At 68.0% G+C, this 18,454-nt stretch carries 16 protein-coding genes; 7 read left to right on the forward strand and 9 right to left on the reverse strand.

What is annotated here, in order from left to right; genetic code table 11:
• The first annotated feature begins 9 nt into the window (after window positions 1-9).
• Window positions 10-936, forward strand: a complete 927-nt coding sequence (gene grxD, locus OC373_RS06250) for a Grx4 family monothiol glutaredoxin (RefSeq protein ID WP_261997276.1) — start codon at window positions 10-12, stop codon at window positions 934-936.
• A 76-nt stretch (window positions 937-1,012) separates the two neighbouring features.
• On the opposite strand, the gene OC373_RS06255 is transcribed toward grxD, so the two are convergent.
• From OC373_RS06255 to OC373_RS06270, 4 genes are all read right to left on the reverse strand, one after another.
• Window positions 1,013-1,552 (reverse strand): DUF924 family protein, encoded by a 540-nt coding sequence (locus OC373_RS06255; protein WP_019183764.1) that lies wholly within the window; start codon window positions 1,550-1,552, stop codon window positions 1,013-1,015.
• Between the two features lie 52 nt (window positions 1,553-1,604).
• The gene (locus tag OC373_RS06260; RefSeq protein ID WP_019183763.1) at window positions 1,605-2,381 is read right to left on the reverse strand and encodes an AMP nucleosidase; all 777 of its coding nucleotides are present in this window, start codon (window positions 2,379-2,381) and stop codon (window positions 1,605-1,607) included.
• A 66-nt stretch (window positions 2,382-2,447) separates the two neighbouring features.
• Window positions 2,448-2,822: a hypothetical protein gene (locus tag OC373_RS06265; protein WP_261997277.1), complete on the reverse strand. Its 375-nt coding sequence runs from the start codon at window positions 2,820-2,822 to the stop codon at window positions 2,448-2,450.
• A 166-nt stretch (window positions 2,823-2,988) separates the two neighbouring features.
• Entirely contained in the window at window positions 2,989-6,570 is a 3,582-nt protein-coding gene (locus OC373_RS06270) for an autotransporter serine protease (protein WP_261997278.1), read from the reverse strand.
• Window positions 6,571-6,822: 252 nt separating this feature from the next.
• Between OC373_RS06270 and OC373_RS06275 the strand changes: the two genes are divergently transcribed.
• The 5 genes from OC373_RS06275 to OC373_RS06295 all read left to right on the forward strand — a co-directional run bounded on the left by OC373_RS06275 (window position 6,823) and on the right by OC373_RS06295 (window position 11,697).
• Entirely contained in the window at window positions 6,823-8,229 is a 1,407-nt protein-coding gene (locus tag OC373_RS06275; RefSeq protein ID WP_070425916.1) for an amidohydrolase, read from the forward strand.
• Window positions 8,226-9,506 carry an amidohydrolase family protein gene (locus tag OC373_RS06280; protein WP_261997279.1) on the forward strand — a complete coding sequence of 427 codons (1,281 nt, stop codon included), beginning with the start codon at window positions 8,226-8,228 and terminating at the stop codon, window positions 9,504-9,506. Before OC373_RS06275 ends, OC373_RS06280 begins: the two co-directional genes overlap by 4 nt.
• Before the next feature lie 72 nt (window positions 9,507-9,578).
• Entirely contained in the window at window positions 9,579-10,211 is a 633-nt protein-coding gene (locus OC373_RS06285) for a DsbA family protein (protein WP_156785804.1), read from the forward strand.
• 90 nt (window positions 10,212-10,301) lie between these two features.
• Entirely contained in the window at window positions 10,302-11,246 is a 945-nt protein-coding gene (locus OC373_RS06290; RefSeq protein WP_046273496.1) for a DegV family protein, read from the forward strand.
• 112 nt (window positions 11,247-11,358) lie between these two features.
• The gene (locus OC373_RS06295) at window positions 11,359-11,697 is read left to right on the forward strand and encodes a hypothetical protein (RefSeq protein ID WP_026069862.1); all 339 of its coding nucleotides are present in this window, start codon (window positions 11,359-11,361) and stop codon (window positions 11,695-11,697) included.
• On the opposite strand, the gene OC373_RS06300 is transcribed toward OC373_RS06295, so the two are convergent.
• From OC373_RS06300 to OC373_RS06315, 4 genes are all read right to left on the reverse strand, one after another.
• Window positions 11,670-13,175 (reverse strand): efflux transporter outer membrane subunit, encoded by a 1,506-nt coding sequence (locus tag OC373_RS06300; protein ID WP_261997280.1) that lies wholly within the window; start codon window positions 13,173-13,175, stop codon window positions 11,670-11,672. The two genes, OC373_RS06295 and OC373_RS06300, sit on opposite strands and share 28 nt — an antisense overlap.
• Window positions 13,172-14,227, reverse strand: a complete 1,056-nt coding sequence (locus OC373_RS06305) for an HlyD family secretion protein (RefSeq protein WP_261997281.1) — start codon at window positions 14,225-14,227, stop codon at window positions 13,172-13,174. The genes OC373_RS06300 and OC373_RS06305 overlap by 4 nt, the downstream gene beginning before the upstream one ends.
• A 17-nt stretch (window positions 14,228-14,244) precedes the next feature.
• Window positions 14,245-15,759 (reverse strand): MFS transporter, encoded by a 1,515-nt coding sequence (locus tag OC373_RS06310; protein ID WP_315985453.1) that lies wholly within the window; start codon window positions 15,757-15,759, stop codon window positions 14,245-14,247.
• A gap of 207 nt (window positions 15,760-15,966) precedes the next feature.
• Window positions 15,967-16,881, reverse strand: a complete 915-nt coding sequence (locus OC373_RS06315) for a LysR family transcriptional regulator (RefSeq protein ID WP_261997283.1) — start codon at window positions 16,879-16,881, stop codon at window positions 15,967-15,969.
• A 148-nt stretch (window positions 16,882-17,029) separates the two neighbouring features.
• Between OC373_RS06315 and OC373_RS06320 the strand changes: the two genes are divergently transcribed.
• The gene (locus OC373_RS06320) at window positions 17,030-17,476 is read left to right on the forward strand and encodes a universal stress protein (RefSeq protein ID WP_261997284.1); all 447 of its coding nucleotides are present in this window, start codon (window positions 17,030-17,032) and stop codon (window positions 17,474-17,476) included.
• Window positions 17,477-17,596: 120 nt separating this feature from the next.
• Here the strand turns inward: OC373_RS06320 and fghA are convergent, their stop codons facing one another.
• Window positions 17,597-18,427: an S-formylglutathione hydrolase gene (gene fghA / locus OC373_RS06325; protein WP_070425922.1), complete on the reverse strand. Its 831-nt coding sequence runs from the start codon at window positions 18,425-18,427 to the stop codon at window positions 17,597-17,599.
• Window positions 18,428-18,454 lie beyond the last annotated feature (27 nt).

Below are 18,454 nucleotides of genomic sequence, written 5' to 3' on the forward strand. Positions count from 1 at the left end.
CCGACCGTCATGTCCCTTGATCCCGCCCTGCGCTCGCGCATCGAATCCATTCTCAACGCCAACCGCGTCGTGCTGTTCATGAAGGGTCAGCCGAGCATGCCGCAGTGCGGTTTCTCGGCCAAGGCCGTCGGCGCCCTGCAGGACCTCGGCGTGGAGTTCGACCACGTCAACGTGCTGGCCGACGCGGAGATCCGCGAAGGCATCAAGGCCTACGGCGAGTGGCCGACCATCCCGCAGCTGTACATCGATGGCGAGCTGATCGGTGGCAGCGACATCATCCTGCAGATGGCCGGCAGCGGTGAGCTGAGCAGCGTGCTTGGGCTTGCCGCCCCGGACCGCACCCCGCCGCGCATCACCGTGACCCCGGCCGCGGTGGAAATGCTGCGTGGCGCGCTGGCCGATTCCCCGGGTGCTGCGCTGCAGCTGGGCATCGACGCGCGCTTCCAGCCGAACTTCCAGCTGGCCCCGCACGACGACAACGCGATCGCCGCCGAGTCCAACGGCCTGCGCGTGCAGTTCGACCTGGCCAGCGCCCGTCGCGCCGAAGGCATCACCATCGACTGGGTGGACGACATCCGCGGCAAGGGCCTGGCGATCGACAACCCGAACGCCCCCAAGGCGGTGCAGGAACTGAGCGTGCGCGACGCCGACGACCAGCTGCGTGCCGGCAGCATCACCGTGGTCGACGTGCGCCCGGCCGACGAGCGTGCGATCGCGGCGATCAACGCCCCGTTCGAAACGTTCGACGGCGACAACCGCGCCCGCCTGGAAGCCCTGCCCAAGGACACCGCGCTGGCCTTCCTGTGCCATCACGGTGGCCGCAGCGCACAGGCCGCCGAGCAGTTCCGTGCCCTGGGCTTCACCAAGGTGTCCAACATCACCGGCGGCATCGATGCCTGGTCGAACGATGTGGACAACGGCGTGCCGAAGTACTGATCTTCAGCACGTCACTGCACAGAAAAACGCCGGCAATGCCGGCGTTTTTTGTGCGTGGCGCCCGGGCGTCCATCGGTTATCCCGCAAACCCGCCTTCGGCCAGGTAATCCAGTTCCTCCGGCGTCGGCATCCGGCCCAGCACCGCATTGCGGTGCGGAAAGCGGCCGAACCGGCGGATGATGTCGCGGTGCAGTTCGGCGTACTGCAGGTATTCCTTGTCGCCGAGCGCATCGAACATCGCCACCGAGCGTTCCTGGTCCTGCGGATCCTCGGAGTGCTCGAACGGCAGATAGATGAAGGCCCGCAGCTTGGGCACCAGCTGCAGGTCCAGGCCTTCTTCCACCGCGCGCATGGCGTAATGACGCGCCAGGCCATCGGTGGCGTAGGAATGGGCCGTATCGCGGAAGCAGTTGCGCGGGAACTGGTCGAGCAGGATCATCAGCGCCAGTGCGCCATCGGCACTGCTGAGCCAATGCTCGCGGGCACGCCGGGCGGCGGCGAAATGCGCGTCCTGGAACTGCTGGCGAAACCGCGCATCGAACGCGTCATCGCGCGCGAACCACTTCTGCGGTCCTGCGTCGCGCCAGAACTCCACTACTTGTGCCGCCACGTCCATTCACTACCCCTGTGGATGGCCCGCCCCAAGACGCCCATCCGTTCCATTGCCGTTACTCGTCAAAACGCAGGTGGCGGACCGACTTGCCGTTGCGCCGTATCAGCTTAAGTGCCTCGATACCGATCTGGATATGGTTCTCGACGAACTGTGAGCTGACCTTGGCATCGGAGACCTCGGTCTTCACGCCGTCGGGAATCATCGGCTGGTCGGACACCAACAGCAAGGCCCCGATCGGGATGTGGTTGGCAAAGCCGGCGGCGAACAGGGTTGCCGTCTCCATGTCGATGGCCATGCAGCGCATCACCCGCAGCTTTTCCTTGAAGGCTTCATCGTGCTCCCAGACCCGGCGGTTGGTCGTGTAGACGGTCCCGGTCCAGTAGTCGTGGCCGAGGTCGCGGACCATGGTCGAGACCGCCCGTTGGAGGGCAAAGGCCGGCAGGGCCGGGACTTCCGGTGGCAGGTAATCGCTGGAGGTGCCCTCGCCACGGATCGCGGCGATCGGCAGGATCAGGTCACCCAGCTGGTTCTTGCGCTTGAGCCCGCCGCACTTGCCCAGGAACAATACGGCCTTGGGCATCACCGCCGACAGCAGGTCCATGATGATGGCCGCGTTGGGGCTGCCCATGCCGAAGTTGATCAGGGTGATGTCGTCACTGGTGACGCTGGCCATCGGCCGGTCCGCGCCCTGGATGGGCGCCCCGGTGAGCTGGGAAAAAGTATGCAGGTAGCCACCGAAGTTGGTCAGCAGGATGTGCTGGCCGAAGTGTTCCAACGGCACGCCGGTGTAGCGCGGCAGCCAGTTTTCAACGATGTCCTGCTTGGTTTTCATGATGGATCCAACGAACGACAGGCGACAATTCTGCGAGACCCGCCGCGTGGCGTCGAGGGTGGGCACTCAATCCGGGTGGTCGATCCCATCGGCCTTGCCGTGGAGGATGAGCGAGGCCAGCGAAAGAAGGGCGGCGGGTATGGCCAGCAGCAGGACCAGCGCCATGGGCGCACCAAAGCCCCACAGCGACGCCGCAAAGGCGATGGAGGACATGCCAACCAGCAGAAAGGGGTACTGGATCCGCTTGATGGCCAGGTAGCTGGCAGTGCACGACAACAGGGAGAGGGCGGCGAGGACGATGCGCACCTCGTTGGGTAGCCCGCTGGGCGAATGCTCCACGAAGCCGGCCACCAGCATCAGGCCAGACGCGAAGGCCAGCAGGACCAGCACCAGGTAGTAGTGCCTGGCATGCCTGCGATCAAAGCCTTCGGTTACCTTCATCGGCACCTCCTTGTGACTGTCCGGTTCTCTGCGGGCGCGGGTTGCCCGCCTGCTTGAACCTTCCACCTTGGATGACAGCGGCGCAAGTGGCGATCGCGACCTGGCGGCCGTGGGCAAGAAAAAGGCGGCCCATGGCCGCCTTTTCCCGTTTACCGGTACCGCTAGGTCAGAACTGCACGGACCAGCGCGCGGTGACGCTGCGGTCGCGGGCGTCGTCACCGAAGGTGCCGTTGTAGCCCAGCTCCAGCTGGTTGCGCGGGCTCAACCAGGCCGACAGGCCCAGCTCGGCGACCACGGCGTTGTCGGCAATCGCCGCACCGCTGACCGCGAAGCTGCTGCCGCCGGTCCAGGCCAGATCGGCGACCTGGCTGCGGTCGCCGGAGGCACGGCGGTAGCCGACGCCACCGCGGACATGCAGCCAGCTTTCCTGCTGCCACGAGGTCTTCAGGCCCTTGTCGAACCGAACGCCGGCGGTCGCCACGTTGGTGCGGGTGTCGGCGACCTGGCCGTGCAGTGCCGCAGCCCCCCCCTGCTCGGTGATGCCGTCCACATCCACCTCGACCCGGGCGAACTGCAGGTACGGCTCCAGTCCGGCCTCGCGACCACCGAAGCGGTACGCGCCCTCGATGAAGCCCTGGCGGGTGGTGGCGTCGTACTTGGCCGACAGCGCGTCCTGGTAGCCGGCAAACGTCAGCTGACGCTTGCTGTCCACGTCATGACGGGAATAGCCCAGACCGGCGCGCAGGCCAAATGCCCCCCACTGGTTGCCCACGTAGGCACCGAAGTGGGTGTTGTCGATCTCCGACCGGGCGCCGCGACCCGCGGCCTGCTTGATGTCGGTACGGCCGGTACCGACCAGCCCACCGACCTGCCAGCCACCACCGAACACATGATCGGCACCGACCAGCAGCCCGTTGCTGTTGGAATCGGTGCGCGCAGCGTTGGCATCGCCGTCGAGCTTGCCGCTGCCCCCGATCGCCTGCACCCACGCACCACCGGCAGCCTCATCCGCGGCACCCGGCGAACGCACGCCGACCGCACGGCTCAGGGCCGCATCACGCAGGTAGCGGCTGCTTTCCACCAGCGCCATCGGCGTGGCGGCGTGGAGTTCACCACTCAGCGCATCCAATGCTGCACCGACCTGGGCCGGGAACAGCTGGGTCAGCGGCCTGGGCAGGCCCTGGTTGATGGCCAGGCCATCGGCGCTGGTGGCCACGGCGATCTGGTTCGGCGTGACCGCAGCGCTGGCCAGCGCGTTGCCGCGGGCGACGTCGATGCGCAGCCCATTGGCGCTGTAGCCCAGGCTGAACTTCAGGAACGGCGAGAAGGCCGAGAAGTCGGTCGTGGCGAACTGACCGTTGATGCCACCGGCGGCCTGCAGGAAGTTGAACTGCTCGCCGAGGTAGTACACGCCGGCCTCCGGCAGCGCCTTCAGCGTGCCGCCCAGCGTAGCCGTACCGGTGACACGCAGCAGATCGCTGCGGCTGCCCGGCGCCAGCTCGGCCTGGTAGATGCCGGTGGCGGTCTGCACGTAATCGCCGTTGACGGTCAGCGTGCCGATCGAGTTGCCCGGGGCGATGATGCCTTCCACGCGGGTGCTGCCCAGCGTGCCGACGCCCTTCAAGGTGCCCTTGGCACCGACCACCGTCGCGCCATCCTGCTGCACACCGTTGAAGGACACGGTGCCGGCGGTGACGAACAGATCCGAGCCGTCCAGCAGGGCCCCGGCATTGACGCGGGTGGCACCCGCCGAGGTCAGCGAGCTGTCGACCAGCCGGCCATTGAGCACGAAGCTGCCGCCGCTGCCGACGCTGGTGGCGCCGGCCTGCTGCAGACCGTTGAACGTGACCGAGCCGCCGGTCACGTTGAGCGCCGAGCCCTCGAGCACGCCCGTGGTGGAGATCACGCTGCTGCCCCCCAGGCTGTTGAGCGTGGTGGACACCAGGCTGCCGTTGAGCAGGAACTGGCCGCCCTGCACATCGACCGAAGCGGTCAGTGCATTGGCACCGTCCAGTTCCAGCACGCCGTCGCGCACGATGGCGCCGTTGAAGCTGTTGTCACCGCTCAGGCGCAGCCAGCCGATGCCGGACTTGGTCAGCTTGCCCGGGCCGCCGATGTCATTGGTCCAGTCGTCCCACGCATCGCCTTCCCACACCTTCAGGCCACCGGCCTTCTGGTTCATGACCACGTCGGTGTCCACGCGCAGCAGGCCGTAGCCTTCGATGGCGGTCTTCAGATCGACCATGCCCCAGCCGTAGATCGCGTCGACGCCGGGCGCGCCCAGGTCGCGTGCCGTGGTCAACAACACATCGCGTACCTGTGCGTTGTCCAGGTACGGGAAGCGCTCCATCAGCAGACCGAGCGCACCGGTGATGTGCGGTGCCGCCATCGATGTGCCGGTCTTGTAGCCGTAGGTGTATTCAGGACTTTCGCTTTCGATGAGAAAACGCAGGTAATCCTCGGTCAGCTCCATGCGACCGTTGATCTCGCCGGCCACGATCGTGCTGGCGATGTTGGTGCCCGGTGCGGACAGGCACCAGTTGGCCGAAGCACCGCAGATGCTGGAACTGGCATCAATGACGTAGTCCGTTTCCCCTGCGGTGGGGAGGCGGACATTCGCGACGGCCAGCCAGTACGGCTCGATCTCCGGGTTCCAGCGCGGCAATGCCGCCGTGATGCCGGCCATCCCCCCGGCCGAGTTGCCTGCCGACCACACCTGGATCAGCTTGGAACCCGGTGCACCCTCGGTATCACCGTAAATGCTGCCGTAAACACCATAGTCCGCGCCGATCGCTGCGTACTGCGCGTCCAGACTGGCCACCGTGGCATGGCGGGTCGAGATACCCCAACTGTGATTGAGCACGCGCACGCCCTGTGCCTCGGCCTGTGCATACATGTCCAGCGTTGCTGCATCGTCCGGGTCAGTGCGATACAGCGCACGCGGCCGGTAGAAGTTGTCAGGATCCAGGCGCCACTCGTAATACGTGTCGCCAAAGACGCGGGCAGCGGTCAGGTTGGCGCCAAAGGCCACGCCATGCATCCCGGTGCCATCGCGGTTGGCGCCAACGGTACCCAACACGTGCGTGCCATGGTCGGCGTAGCTGAAACCGTACGGCTGGCCCGCCGCGATCAGTCGATCAGCAAGCGCGGGAGGCACACCGGGACCCAGACCGTAGTAGTTGTACCCGGGCTGGTCGCCGCGGGTACTGCCGCAGGCGCCTTCGCCCGCCACGATGCTCGGGTCGGCGCAGCCGCCGTTGCCGATGGAGATGCTGGAGGTGTTGCGTCCGGCGAATTCGTCGTGGGCAAGGGCAGAGCCCGAATCGAACACGCCCAAGCGCACGCCCTGACCGGTAAGGCCGCGCGCATACGCGTAATCGGCCCCCATCGCGGCCAGACCCCAGTCGGCATTGAACTCATCGCTATGCCAGCTTTCCACATCACCCGGCTTGCCCAGAATGGGGCCGGCGGCCTCGGCGCTGGTGCGCGGGCTCGTGAAGGAAACGGTCTGGTCGTTGGCGCCGATCGGCGCAACAAAGGTCGCCGCCAGCGAAGCGCTGTGCAGGTCACGCGCGAACGCGACGGACTGCTCTGCGCGCTGCTGCTGGTAACGCTGCAGGACATCGGTGGTGGGGCTGGCCAGCGCCGGAACGGCGATGGCGGCAAGCAGGGTGCCGGTGATGGCCGAGGCCAGCAGGGACGGCGAAGGACGGCGGGACGCCGCGCGGGACAGGGAGTGCAGGGTCATGTACTGAGAACTTCCTTGATCTGGTTCGAGTGTCGGAATCTGGAACGGGAGGATCAGCAATGCTTCTGGAACCGGCATCGATCACGCCGATGCCGACCTGAGCGTAACCGAAAAATTCATGGAAAGTTCACAATTGTTTCTGATAACGATGCTAGATCCCATTTGATAAAAATATGCAAAAGGTCACTTGGCAAGGCGCCCCGCTCCCGGCTAGCGTCGGGTCATTGTGTCCATGCGGCTTCGGGGAGAACCATGCAGAAGTTGTTGAGCGTCGGCGTTGGCCTGGCGTTGATGTCGATCGTGTCCGCGCCGGCGCCCGCCGCGTCGCGTTTCCTCCAGGATCCCTACCCCAGCACCTATGCGCCGATCGCCTCGGCGCCGGTGTTGATCAGCAATGCCACCGTGCTCACCGGCACCGGCGTGCGCCTGGACAACGCCGATGTGCTGCTGCGCGACGGCCGCATCGCGGCGGTGGGTACCGGCCTGACGGCACCGGCCGATGCGGTGCGTGTCGATGGCCAGGGCAAGTGGGTCACGCCGGGCATCATCGATGTGCACTCGCACCTGGGCGTGTATCCCAGCCCGGGCGTCAGCGCGCACAGCGACGGCAACGAGATGACTGCCCCGGTCACCGCCAATGTCTGGGCCGAGCACTCGGTGTGGCCGCAGGATCCGGGCTTCGCCGCGGCGCTGGCCGGTGGCGTGACCTCGATGCAGGTACTGCCCGGCTCGGCCAACCTGGTCGGCGGCCGCGGCGTGACCTTGAAGAACGTACCCGCGACGACCTACCAGTCCATGAAGTTCCCCGGTGCGCCGTGGGGCCTGAAGATGGCCTGCGGCGAAAACCCCAAGCGCGTCTACGGTGGCAAGGGCACCGCCCCGGGCACGCGCATGGGCAATGTCGCCGGTTACCGTGCGGCCTTCATCGATGCCAGCGAGTACATCGCCAAGAACACCCCGAAACAGCCGAAGAAGAAGCGCTGGTTCAGCGGTGACGACAAGGGCGACAGTGCCGGCGACAGCGGCGGCAAGCGCGACCTCAAGCTGGATACGCTGGCCGGCGCGATCCAGGGCGATATCCGCGTGCACATCCACTGCTACCGCGCCGATGAGATGGCCACGATGCTGGATCTCTCCAAGGAGTTCGGCTTCAAGATCGCCGCCTTCCATCACGCGGTGGAGGCCTACAAGCTGGCCGACCGGCTCGCCGAGGAAGGCGTGTGCGGTGCGCTGTGGGCCGACTGGTGGGGCTTCAAGATGGAAGCCTTCGATGGCATCCAGGAGAACATCGCGCTGGTCGACCGCCCGGCCAACAGCTGCGCGATCGTGCATTCGGATTCGCCCGAGGGCATCCAGCGCTTGAACCAGGAGGCGGCCAAGGTGATCGCCAACGCACGTCGTGCCGGCATCGAGATCGCCCCGGAGCGGGCCATGATGTGGCTGACCTCCAACGCAGCGCGCTCGCTCGGCGTGGAGACGCAGACCGGCAGCCTGGAGGCCGGCAAAATGGGCGATGTGGTGGTGTGGAACGGCAGTCCTTTCAGCTCCTATGCGCTGGCCGAGAAAGTCTACGTGGATGGCCACCAGGTCTATGACCGCCAGGACGTGAGGCGGCAGCCGCTGTCGGACTTCATGCTTGGCCAGGAGGCGCGCCCATGAGCCGCCGCGTCCCGATGCGCCTGCTGCCGCGCGCACTGCTGTTGCTTGCCGGTGCCTGCGCCGCCCCCGCATTGTTCGCGCAGGATCTGCTGATCCGCAATGCCACCGTGCATACCGCCGCCGCACGCGGCAGCCTGGAGCACAGCGACGTGCTGGTCCAGGGCGGCGTGATCCGCGCCGTCGGTCCGGGCCTGTCGGCGCCGGCCGGCGTGGCCGTGGTCGAAGCGGCAGGCAGGCCGCTCACTCCGGCGCTGTTCGGCGGCATCACCGATGTCGGCATCGAAGAAGTCTCCGGCGAGTCAGCCACGGTGGACAGCACACTGAAACTGGACGACCAGCCGCTGCGCCCCGAATTCGACGTGACCCTGGCCTTCAATCCGGACTCGGTGCTGATCCCGGTCGCGCGGCTGGACGGCATCGGCTTCACCCTGCTCGGGGCGAATACCGGCGGCGGCTTCATCGCCGGCCAGGGCGGGGTGGTGCGGCTGGACGGCAGTGCCGATCCGGTCGGCCCGCAGGCGTTGTTCATTCGTCTCGGCGCGTCCGGTGCGGAGCTGACCGGCACCTCGCGCGCCGCGCAGTGGATGCTGCTGGAGCAGATGGTCAGCGAAGCACGGGGCCGCGTTCCGGCCGATTCGCCGCATGCCCTGCTGACACCGGCCGGGCGCGCCACGCTGGCGCGTTACCTGGCCGGCCAGGGGCGGATCGTGGTGCAGGTCGACCGCGCCGCCGACATCCGCCAGCTGCTGCGCTGGGCCGGCCGCGAGAAGGTCAGGATCGCCATCGCCGGCGGGGCCGAGGCGTGGCGCCTGGCCCCGCAGCTGGCCCAGGCCGGCGTGCCGGTGTTCGTGGATGGGCTGGGCAACCTGCCGACCAGCTTCGACCAACTCGGCGCGACCCTGCAGAACGCCGCACGCCTGCAGGCGGCCGGCGTGCCGGTCAGCTTCGCCCAGCGCGACGATGCCTCGCACAACGCGCGCAAGATGCGCCAGCTGGCCGGCAATGCGGTCGCCAACGGGCTGCCCTGGGGGGATGGCCTGGCCGGCCTGACCCGGGTCCCGGCACAGGCGCTGGGCGTCGGCGACCGCCTCGGCACCATCGAGCCCGGCAAGCTGGCCGACCTGGTGCTGTGGGAGGGCGATCCGCTGGATGTCGGCCACTATGCCGAGCAGGTCTGGCTGGGGGGCCGCGCGATGCCGATGCGTTCACGCCAGACAGAACTGCGCGACCGCTACCAGGCCCCGGCGTCGAGCGAACCACGCGCATACTCGCGCTGAGCCCCTGCACAGGGCCGCTGCCTGCGGCGGCCCTGTTTGCGCACCCCTGTCGTCCTGCAACGTGAGCACCCGATCATGGCCCTGCGCTGGTACTTCGATTTCGTCTCACCGTTCGCCTATCTGCACTGGCAACAGCTCAAGGCGTTGCCGCAGTTCAAGAGCATCGCCCCGGTGCCGATCGCCTTGGGCGCGGTACTGCATCACCTGGGCAACCTGGGCCCGGCCGAGATTCCGGCCAAGCGGGTGTTCACCTACCGGCAGGCGTTGTGGCAGGCGCGCAGCGCCGGGGTGACACTGCGCTTTCCGCCGGGCCATCCGTTCAATCCGCTGGCGGCGCTGCGTCTGTGCCTGGCCGCCGGTGCCAGCCACGAGGCGGTCGAGATCCTGTTCAACTGGATCTGGCGCGATGGCCACGCCGGCGACAGTGCCGCCGCGCTCGCCCTGCCCGGCGCGATGCTGGACATCGCCGATGTCGCCGCGGCGATCGGCGCACCGTCGGTCAAAGAGGAACTGCGGCGCAACACGGATGCCGCGCTGGCCGCGGGGGTGTTCGGCGTGCCGACGCTGGCGATCGGCAGCGAACTGTTCTGGGGCAACGACGCCCACCCGCTGATGCAGGCGGTGCTGGCCGACCCGGGCCTGCTTGAGCAGGGGGAGTGGGCCCGGATCAAGGACCTGCCGGTAGCGGTGGAACGCAGCCGCTGACGCCCGGCCCCTCTCCCCGGTCAGGCAAGTCGAGCCGTTTTGCGATAGCGTTCACGTTTCCGAACCTACAACCTGCCGGAGGGGCACAGGATGCGCATCGGAATCGTGGTCGACTCTGCGTGCGATCTGCCGCAGGATTTCATTGAACAACACAACATCGTGCTGCTGCCGATCACCGTCCGCATCGGCGAAGCCATGCTGGCCGACCATCGCGACGAACAGGCCACGCTGAGTTTCCTGCATGCCCACGTGGCCGAGCACGGCGCCGAGGCGGAGACCATTCCGTTCACCGTCAACCAGATCCGGGACCTGTTCCTGGGCAAGCTGGTGATCGACTACGACCATGTCTTCTGCATGACGATCACCAAGACCCGCAGCCCGATCCACGACAACGCGATGCAGGCGAGCTTCGCGATCCTCAACGACTACAAGCCGGTACGGCAGGCGGCAGGGTTCAACTCACCGTTCGCGCTGCGCGTGCTCGATACCCAGAACCTGTTCGCCGCCCAGGGCGTGACCGCGGTGGAAGCGGTGCGGCTGCGCGACAGCGGCGCGAGCGTGCAGCAGATCCGCGAACGGCTGGAACTGCTGGCGCACAACGTGCACGGCTACATGATCACCCGCGATCTGTACTACATGCGCGCCCGCGCACGTCACAAGGGCGATCGCAGCGTGGGGCTGATCAGCGCCGCGCTGGGCAGTGCGCTGGACATCAAGCCGGTGCTGCATGGCTACCGCGGCGAGACCGGGCCGGTGGCCAAGATCAAGGGCTTCGACAACGCCGTGCAGAAGCTGTTCGATTTCGTCGGGCAACGGGTCAAGGCCGGCCTGATGACGCCCACGGTGTGCATCAGCTACGGCGGCGAGCTGGCCGACCTGCGGGCCCTGCCCGGTTATGCCGCGCTGCGTGAGACCTGCCAGGCGCAGGGCGTGGATGTGTTCGAGGCGGTCATGAGCCTGACCGGGATGGTCAACGTGGGCAAGGGCGCGGTAACGATCGGCTTCGCCGACGGCCCGCATGTCTTCAGCGGCTGAGCACACTGGCCAGCCCTGCAGCGGCCATGCCACGATCCGGGCACGGCCGCCGGTTCTGCACGCGGATTCCACCGCGTCTCTGCCAGCCTTGCCGCATTCAATGGAGGTCACCATGCCAGTTAGTTACGACATCAGCCTGCCGGATCCGGCCAAGGCGCGCGGCAACGATCCGGACCTGTCCTTCCGCGCCCAGGGTGCGGCCGGGCTGGCCGAAGAACTCGAGAACGCCCTGCGCACCACGGTGCTGTTCGACCGTTGGCGCGCCAAGCAGGACGATCCCGATGCGGTCGATCCGCAGTGGGGCGCGACCGATCCGGCCGCGACCGTGACCGGCGCGCAGGATGATCTGCGCATCAACCTGTGCGCCACCACCAGCATCGACAGCGAGGTGTTCAAGCAGCGCCTGCGCATGCTGGCCGGCAGTCACTGGGAACTGCGCAACGTGCGTTGATCGGCGTTGCCTGCCCCGCTGGCAGCCGACGCGCTGCCAGCGCGGGTCACGCCTTCCCCCACATCGCGCCAGCCGCCACCCAGCGCGCGATACAGATCCACCCGTGCGATCGCAGCCGCCGCCTGGCTGTCAGCCAGCGCTGCCTGGTTGTCCAGCGCGATGCGCTGGGTGGTCAGCACGTCGAGCATATCGATCACCCCCGCCTGGTACTGGCGGCGCGCCGCCGCCAACGCACGCTCACTTTCCTGCACGGCCACCTGCAGCGCCTGCCCACGCTGCTGCGCTGCGCCGTAGCCGCCGATCGCATCATCCACCTCGTGCCAGGCCTGCAGCACGGTCTTCTGGAACTGCAGCCCGGCCTGGCGTTCCTGCAACCGGCTCAGGGCCAGGTTCGCCTTGAGCCGGCCGCCCTGGAAGATCGGCAGACTGATCGCCGGGCCGATGCTGAAGCGATGTGCATTCCACCCGTCCAGGTCGTCGAGCTGCCTGGCCTGGAAACCGGCATCGCCAGTGAGGGTGATGCGTGGCAGGAAGCTGGTCTTGGCCACGCCGATGCCAGCCGTCGCCGCGTGCAGGGCCGCTTCGGCGCGGCGGATGTCCGGGCGGCGTTCGACCAGATCGCTGGGCAGGCCGGTTGCCAGCGCCGGCAGCGCCGGCCAGTCATGCCGCGCCGCGTCCAACTGTTCATCCAAGGTCCGTGGCGAACGTGCCAACAGCATGGCCAACGCATTGCGCAGCTGCGATTGCCGGTGCTGCAGCGGTGCCAGCCGCGCCTCCAGCGCGGCCACCTGCGCGGCCGCGCTGGCGACCTGCAGCGTGGTCGCCACGCCCTGCTGCTGGCGGGCCAGGGTCAGCCGCTGCACGTCGCGTGCGATGTGCAGATTGTCCTCGGTGATGGTCAGCAACTGTCGCGTGGCACGCAGTTGCAGGTACGTATGGGCGGTTTCGGCCATCACCGCGGTCTGCACCGCGTGCCAGTCTTCGTTGGCGATCTGCACGCGGGCATCGGCGATCTCGACCTGGCGGCGCACACGCCCCCATAGATCCAGTTCCCACCCAAGGCCGATACCGGCCTGGAACAGCCCGTAGTCCTCGCGCCCGGCATTGCCGGACGGATCGTTCAGGCCGACCTCGCTGTTGCGGGCACGGGTGGCACCGACCGTCGCACTGACGGCCGGCGCACGGTCGGCGGCACTGATACCGCGCAGCGCGCGGCTCTGGGCGACCCGGTTGGCGGCCAGCTGCACATCCAGATTGGCCTGCATGGCCTGGCCTGCCAGCGCCGCCAGCAGCGGATCCTCGAAGCCGTTCCACCACGCCGCGTCATCGGCAAAGGCCGCCGAGGTGATCACGCTGCCCTCCCATTGCATCGGCAGGCTCGCCTCGGGCCGCACGAAATCCGGGCCGAGGGTGCAGGCGGCCAGTGCGGTACACAGCGCGCTGCCCGCCATCACACGCAACGTCTGCCGGATCATCATGCGCCCTCCCCCGGCAGCCCACGCCCGCCGCTGTCCAGGTCCACGCGCGCTTCCACCGACATGCCCGCGCGCAGCTTGTTCGCCAGCGGCTGGCCTTCGTCGAGCACGATCTTGACCGGAATCCGCTGCACCACCTTGGTGAAGTTGCCGGTGGCGTTCTCCGGCGCGATCGCGGCGAAGGTCACGCCGGTGGCCGGGGCGATGCTGTCGATCCGGCCGTGCAGCGGCTGGCCGGGGAACACATCCACCTGCACATCCACACGTTGCCCGGCATACATGCGGGTCATCTGCGTTTCCTGGAAGTTGGCGACCACGAACGCCTGCTGCAGCGGCACCACCGCGAGCACCGGCGTGCCCGGGGTGAGGTAAGCGCCCACGCGTACGGCGCGGCGGCCGACCATGCCATCGATCGGCGCACGCAGCTCGGTGTGCGACAGATCCAGTTCGGCTCGGGCCTGCGCGGCTTCAGCCCGCTGCACGGCGGCCTGCGCGGACTGCACGCTGGCGCTCAGCAGCGCGATGCGTTGGCGCGCATTGAGTACGGCAGCGGTGCCCTGCTGCAGGTGCGCACCGGCCACGGCCTGGCGCGACTGCGCCTGCTGCGCGTTCTGCACGGTGCCTGCGCCATCACTGGCCAAGGCCTGGTAACGACGTTGATCGGCCTGGGCGAGACGGAGTTCGGCGCGACTGACATCCACACCGGCCTGGGCCTGGTCGATCACCGAGCCCTGCTGCGCCAGTGCGGCCTGCGCGCTGGCCAGTTGCGCCCGCGCATTGGCAAGATCCGCCCGGGCCGTGGCCAGCGCGACCTGGTAGTCGCGGTCATCGATGCGTGCGAGCACATCGCCCGCCTTGACTCTCTGGTTGTCCTGCACGCGCACCTCGCTGACGAAGCCAGCGATCTTCGGCGCGACCACGGTGAAGTCCGCGGTGACATAGGCATTGTTGGTGGTTTGATGGCGGCCGTCGCGCAGCAGCCACCAGGCACCGCCAGCGAACAGCAGCAGGCCGGCGGCGATGACGAAGGGAACGGAGTTGCGATGCAGGGACACAGGGGAGTTCCTTGGATTCAAGCCACGGCACGTGGCGGATGGATGCGTGTGGGCAACCACGGAATCAGCGCGATCAGCGCCACCGCCACCCACGCCACGATGAGATAGAGATCGGCCGAGGTCAGCGCCACCACCTGCGCATGCAGGCGAGCACCCAGCCCTGGCGCGGTGCTGGCGTCGAGCCAGGGCGCGTTGCCGATCCGGTCGACCAGCACGGTCGAATGCAGGTGGCTGCGCACGGTGGTGACCGCCTCGAGTACGCCACCGGCAAGCACCGCGGCAAACCCTTTGACCGTGTTGAACCACGCCGAGGCGAACGGGCCATCGGTCGGCGCCAGGCTGCCGGTGGCCAGCAGCAGCAACGGCAGCACCGCCATCGGCTGGGCGATGATCTGGATCACCTGCAGCCATGCGAAGTTGTCGCGGTGCCACTCGGTGGTCAGCTGCGCACCGAGGCCGCAGGCCAGTGCCAGCAGGCCCAGGCCGATCGCCTGCACCCAGCGGCTGTCCACCCGGCGCTGGTTGAGCAGGGTGGCCACCAGCGGCAATGCAATCAGCTGCGGCAGCGCGACCCACAGCAGCATCGGCGCGGTCTGCAGCGGTCGGTACCCCTGTACTTTGGCAAGGAAGCTGGAGGGAATCATGATCACCGCCAGCAGCACGAACAGCACGCCACCCAGCGTGATCAGGGCGTAGCTCAGATTGCGGTTGGCCAGCAACTGCAGCTTGAAGAACGGCAGCGGGTGCGACCATTCGTTGTAGAGGAACAACGCCAGCAGTGCGCTGCCGCCACCGAGCAGCAGGCAGATCAACGGCGAGGCGAACCACTCCAGGCGCGGGCCCTGCACCAGCCCGATCACCAGCATCACAAGCGCCGGAAACCCGAGTGCCAGGCCGACACCGTTGAACTGCGCGAACCGTTCAAGACGCAGTGGATCCTGTGGCAGCCCCCAGGCCACCATGCCCAGCGCGGCCAGGCACCACGGCACGATCTGCCAGAACGCCCACTGCCAGCCCACGTACTCCACCCACAGGGCCGCCATCGGCGTGCCCAGGCTCGGCCCGAAGGTCGCGGTCAGCGCGTAACCGGCCAGGCCGTACAACTTGATGCCCGGCGGCAGGAAACGCAGCGCCACGCTCATCAGCAGCGGCGGCAGCGCCCCACCGGCCAGGCCCTGCAGCGCACGCAGGATCAGGAACGAGGGCAGGTCCGGCGCGAACGGGCACACCACGCCCAGCACCATGAAGGCGCCGATCATCACCATCGCAAAGCGGCGCAGCGAGAAGGTCACCGCACACCACGGTGCGAACGCCATCGCACTGACCGACATCGCCGTGTACAGCGCGATGATCCAGCTGCCGTCATCGACGCTGAAGCCCATCGCACCCCGGATGTCGGCCAGCGCTACCTTGGTGACGTTTTCGTTGATGCCCGAGATCAGCACGGCCAACAACACACCGCACAGGCCGACCACCAGGCGCAGGCCGAACGCCGTCTGCGCCGGCGGTGCAGCCGGTGCAGCAGGCGCCATCGGCAGCGGCGCGGGCACGGCAGTCATCGTGCACCGCCGGCGGGCGGATGGGGCAGTGGGAACAACAGGGACATGGGGCCACTCCACGACGGGGAGCGGCAGTCTAGGCAGGGCCGATGTTGCGAAAAATGCTGCGTCGGCCATCGCTGGCGTGCGTCACGCGCACGCCTCGCCGGTCGCCTTGCGGGTGGACCTGGCCGTTGCCGGTCAGGCCTGCGTGGGCTCCGCGTCGCACATCGCCTTGATGCTGCGGCGCAGCCAGCGATGCGCCAGGTCGCTGTCCAGGCGGGGATGCCATGCCTGCACGACAATCGCGCTACGCACCGGAATCGGCAGCTCGAACAGGCGCAGCGGCACCCCGAGGCGTTCCAGCCGGGCCAGCATCACGCTGGGCATCTGCGGCAGGATCAGGTCCGAATCGGCTGCGGCGAAGATCGCCGAGTGGAAGGTCGGCATGATCTGCGCGACCCGCCGGCTAAGGCCCAGCGCCTCCAGATCCTCATCGATCGGGCCATACCAACGGCCACGACGCGATACCGCAATGTGGTCGAAGGCCACGAAGCGCTCGGCGGTGATCTCCCCGGCGAAGATCGGGTGGGCCTCGTGCGCGGCACCGAAGAACGAGGTGCTGAACAGGTTCTGCACCTTGGTATCGGCACTGGGTTTGCCGGCGGCGCTGATGTGCAGATCGATCCGGCCCTGCTCCATTGCGTCGTCATCGCCATCGCCCTCGGGAACGAAGCGCAGCACCGAACACGGTGCCTGCGCCTTGAACAGTTCGCGCATCCGCCCACCGTAGGTGCCGACGAACACATCATTGGCGCGGATGCTGAAGGTGCGCTCCAGCGTCATCATGTCGACCTCGCGGCCGGCGTTGAACACCAGGTGTGCCTGCTCGATCACCCCGCGCACCTGCTCGCGCAGCTGCAGCGCGCGCGGGGTCGGGGCCAGCCCGCGGCCGGCACGGACCAGCACTGGATCGCCGAGCGCCTCGCGGATGCGGCCCAGGGTGCGGCTCATCGCCGGGGCACTGAGGTTCATCCGCCGCGCCGCCCCCACGACGCTGCCCTCCTCGATCAGGGCATCCAGGGCGATGAGCAGGTTCAGATCGGGCATGGTCACGGCAGTATCACCTTCAACGTGTGGCGGTGACTTTACTGCAATCCAAAACCCCTATTCGTGCGTTGCACGCACTACTCGCCTGCGGCACACGGCATGGGTCCAGTGCGGGCAGTAGGCGACCCTGGCGGCCCCTCTTCCGAGAATGCCGATGTTCACCAAGATCCTCGTTGCCCTGGATGGCGGCCCCCAGCATGCGCAGGTACTGGAGCTGGCGGCCTCATTGGCCGGCCCTGCCTCGCGCCTGCACCTGCTGTGCGTGCTGGACCCGGCCTTCGCGCTGGGCGACGACGCGCCCCGTGCCGAGCACGCCGAGTATCCGGCCGCCGACGCCCAGGTCCACCAGGCCGAACAGCTGCTTGCCACCGCGTTGGGCCGCCTGCGCGAGCGCGGCATCGATGGCCTCGGGCATCACCCGGCCGGCGAACCGGCGCAGGTGATCTGCGACCATGCCCGCCAGCACGGCTGCGACCTGATCGTCATCGGCCACCGCCACCTGTCGCGGCTGGAGCGCCTGCTGGATCGCTCGGTCGGGCAATGGACGGTGGACCATGCGCCCTGCCCGGTGCTGGTGGAAGTGCGCGGTGGCGAGACCTGAGCGGAGCACGCCGAGTGAGGTGCCAGGCCCAGGCGCGCGCTCCCGGGCCGTGCCGGGCCCCTTGCCCGGCCCGGTTCGGCGCGCGTTGCCGCCGCCCAGCGGCGGGTCCACCGGTGTGCCTCAGGCGTACAGCGCCTTTGCGTGGTGCGCGATGTGCTCGCCGATGAAGCTGCTGATGAAGTAATAGCTGTGGTCGTAACCGGGCTGCAGGCGCAGCGTCAGCGGATGACCGGTGGCGGTGCAGGCGGCCTGCAGCCATTGCGGCTGCAGCTGGTTGTCGAGGAACTCATCGCCACCGCCCTGGTCGACCAGCAATGGCAGGCGCTCGGTGGCCGTGGCCACCAGCTCGCTGGCATCCCAGGCCGCCCAGCTGGCGCGGTCCTCGCCCAGGTAGGCCGTGAACGCTTTCTGGCCCCACGGCACGCGCGTCGGCGCGACGATCGGCGAAAACGCCGACACGCTCTTGTAGCGACCCGGGTTCTTCAATGCGATCACCAGCGCACCGTGGCCCCCCATCGAGTGGCCGCTGATGCTGCGCGCGCCAGTGGTCGGGAAATGCGCGTCGATCAGGGCCGGCAGTTCCTCCACCACGTAGTCGTACATGCGGTAGTGCGCCGCCCACGGCTGCTCGGTGGCGTTCAGATAGAAACCAGCGCCCTTGCCCAGGTCGTAGCCTTCGGCATCGGCGACGTCATCGCCGCGCGGGCTGGTGTCCGGCGCGACCAGGATCACGCCGTGCTCGGCGGCATAGCGCTGCGCGCCGGCCTTGGTGATGAAGTTCTGTTCGTTGCAGGTCAGCCCGCTCAGCCAGTACAGCACCGGCAGCTTCTGCGTGGCCGCCTGCGGCGGCAGGTAGACGGCGACATTCATCTCGCAGCCCAGCACCTGCGAGGCATGGCGGTACACGTCCTGCCAACCGCCGGACGCGGCGCGGTGTTCGATGCGTTCCATGGGGATTCTCCGTAGGGGCGGCGCGGA

It is taken from the genome of Stenotrophomonas sp. Ste96 (genome assembly GCF_024519495.1).
Taxonomy (GTDB): domain Bacteria; phylum Pseudomonadota; class Gammaproteobacteria; order Xanthomonadales; family Xanthomonadaceae; genus Stenotrophomonas; species Stenotrophomonas bentonitica_A.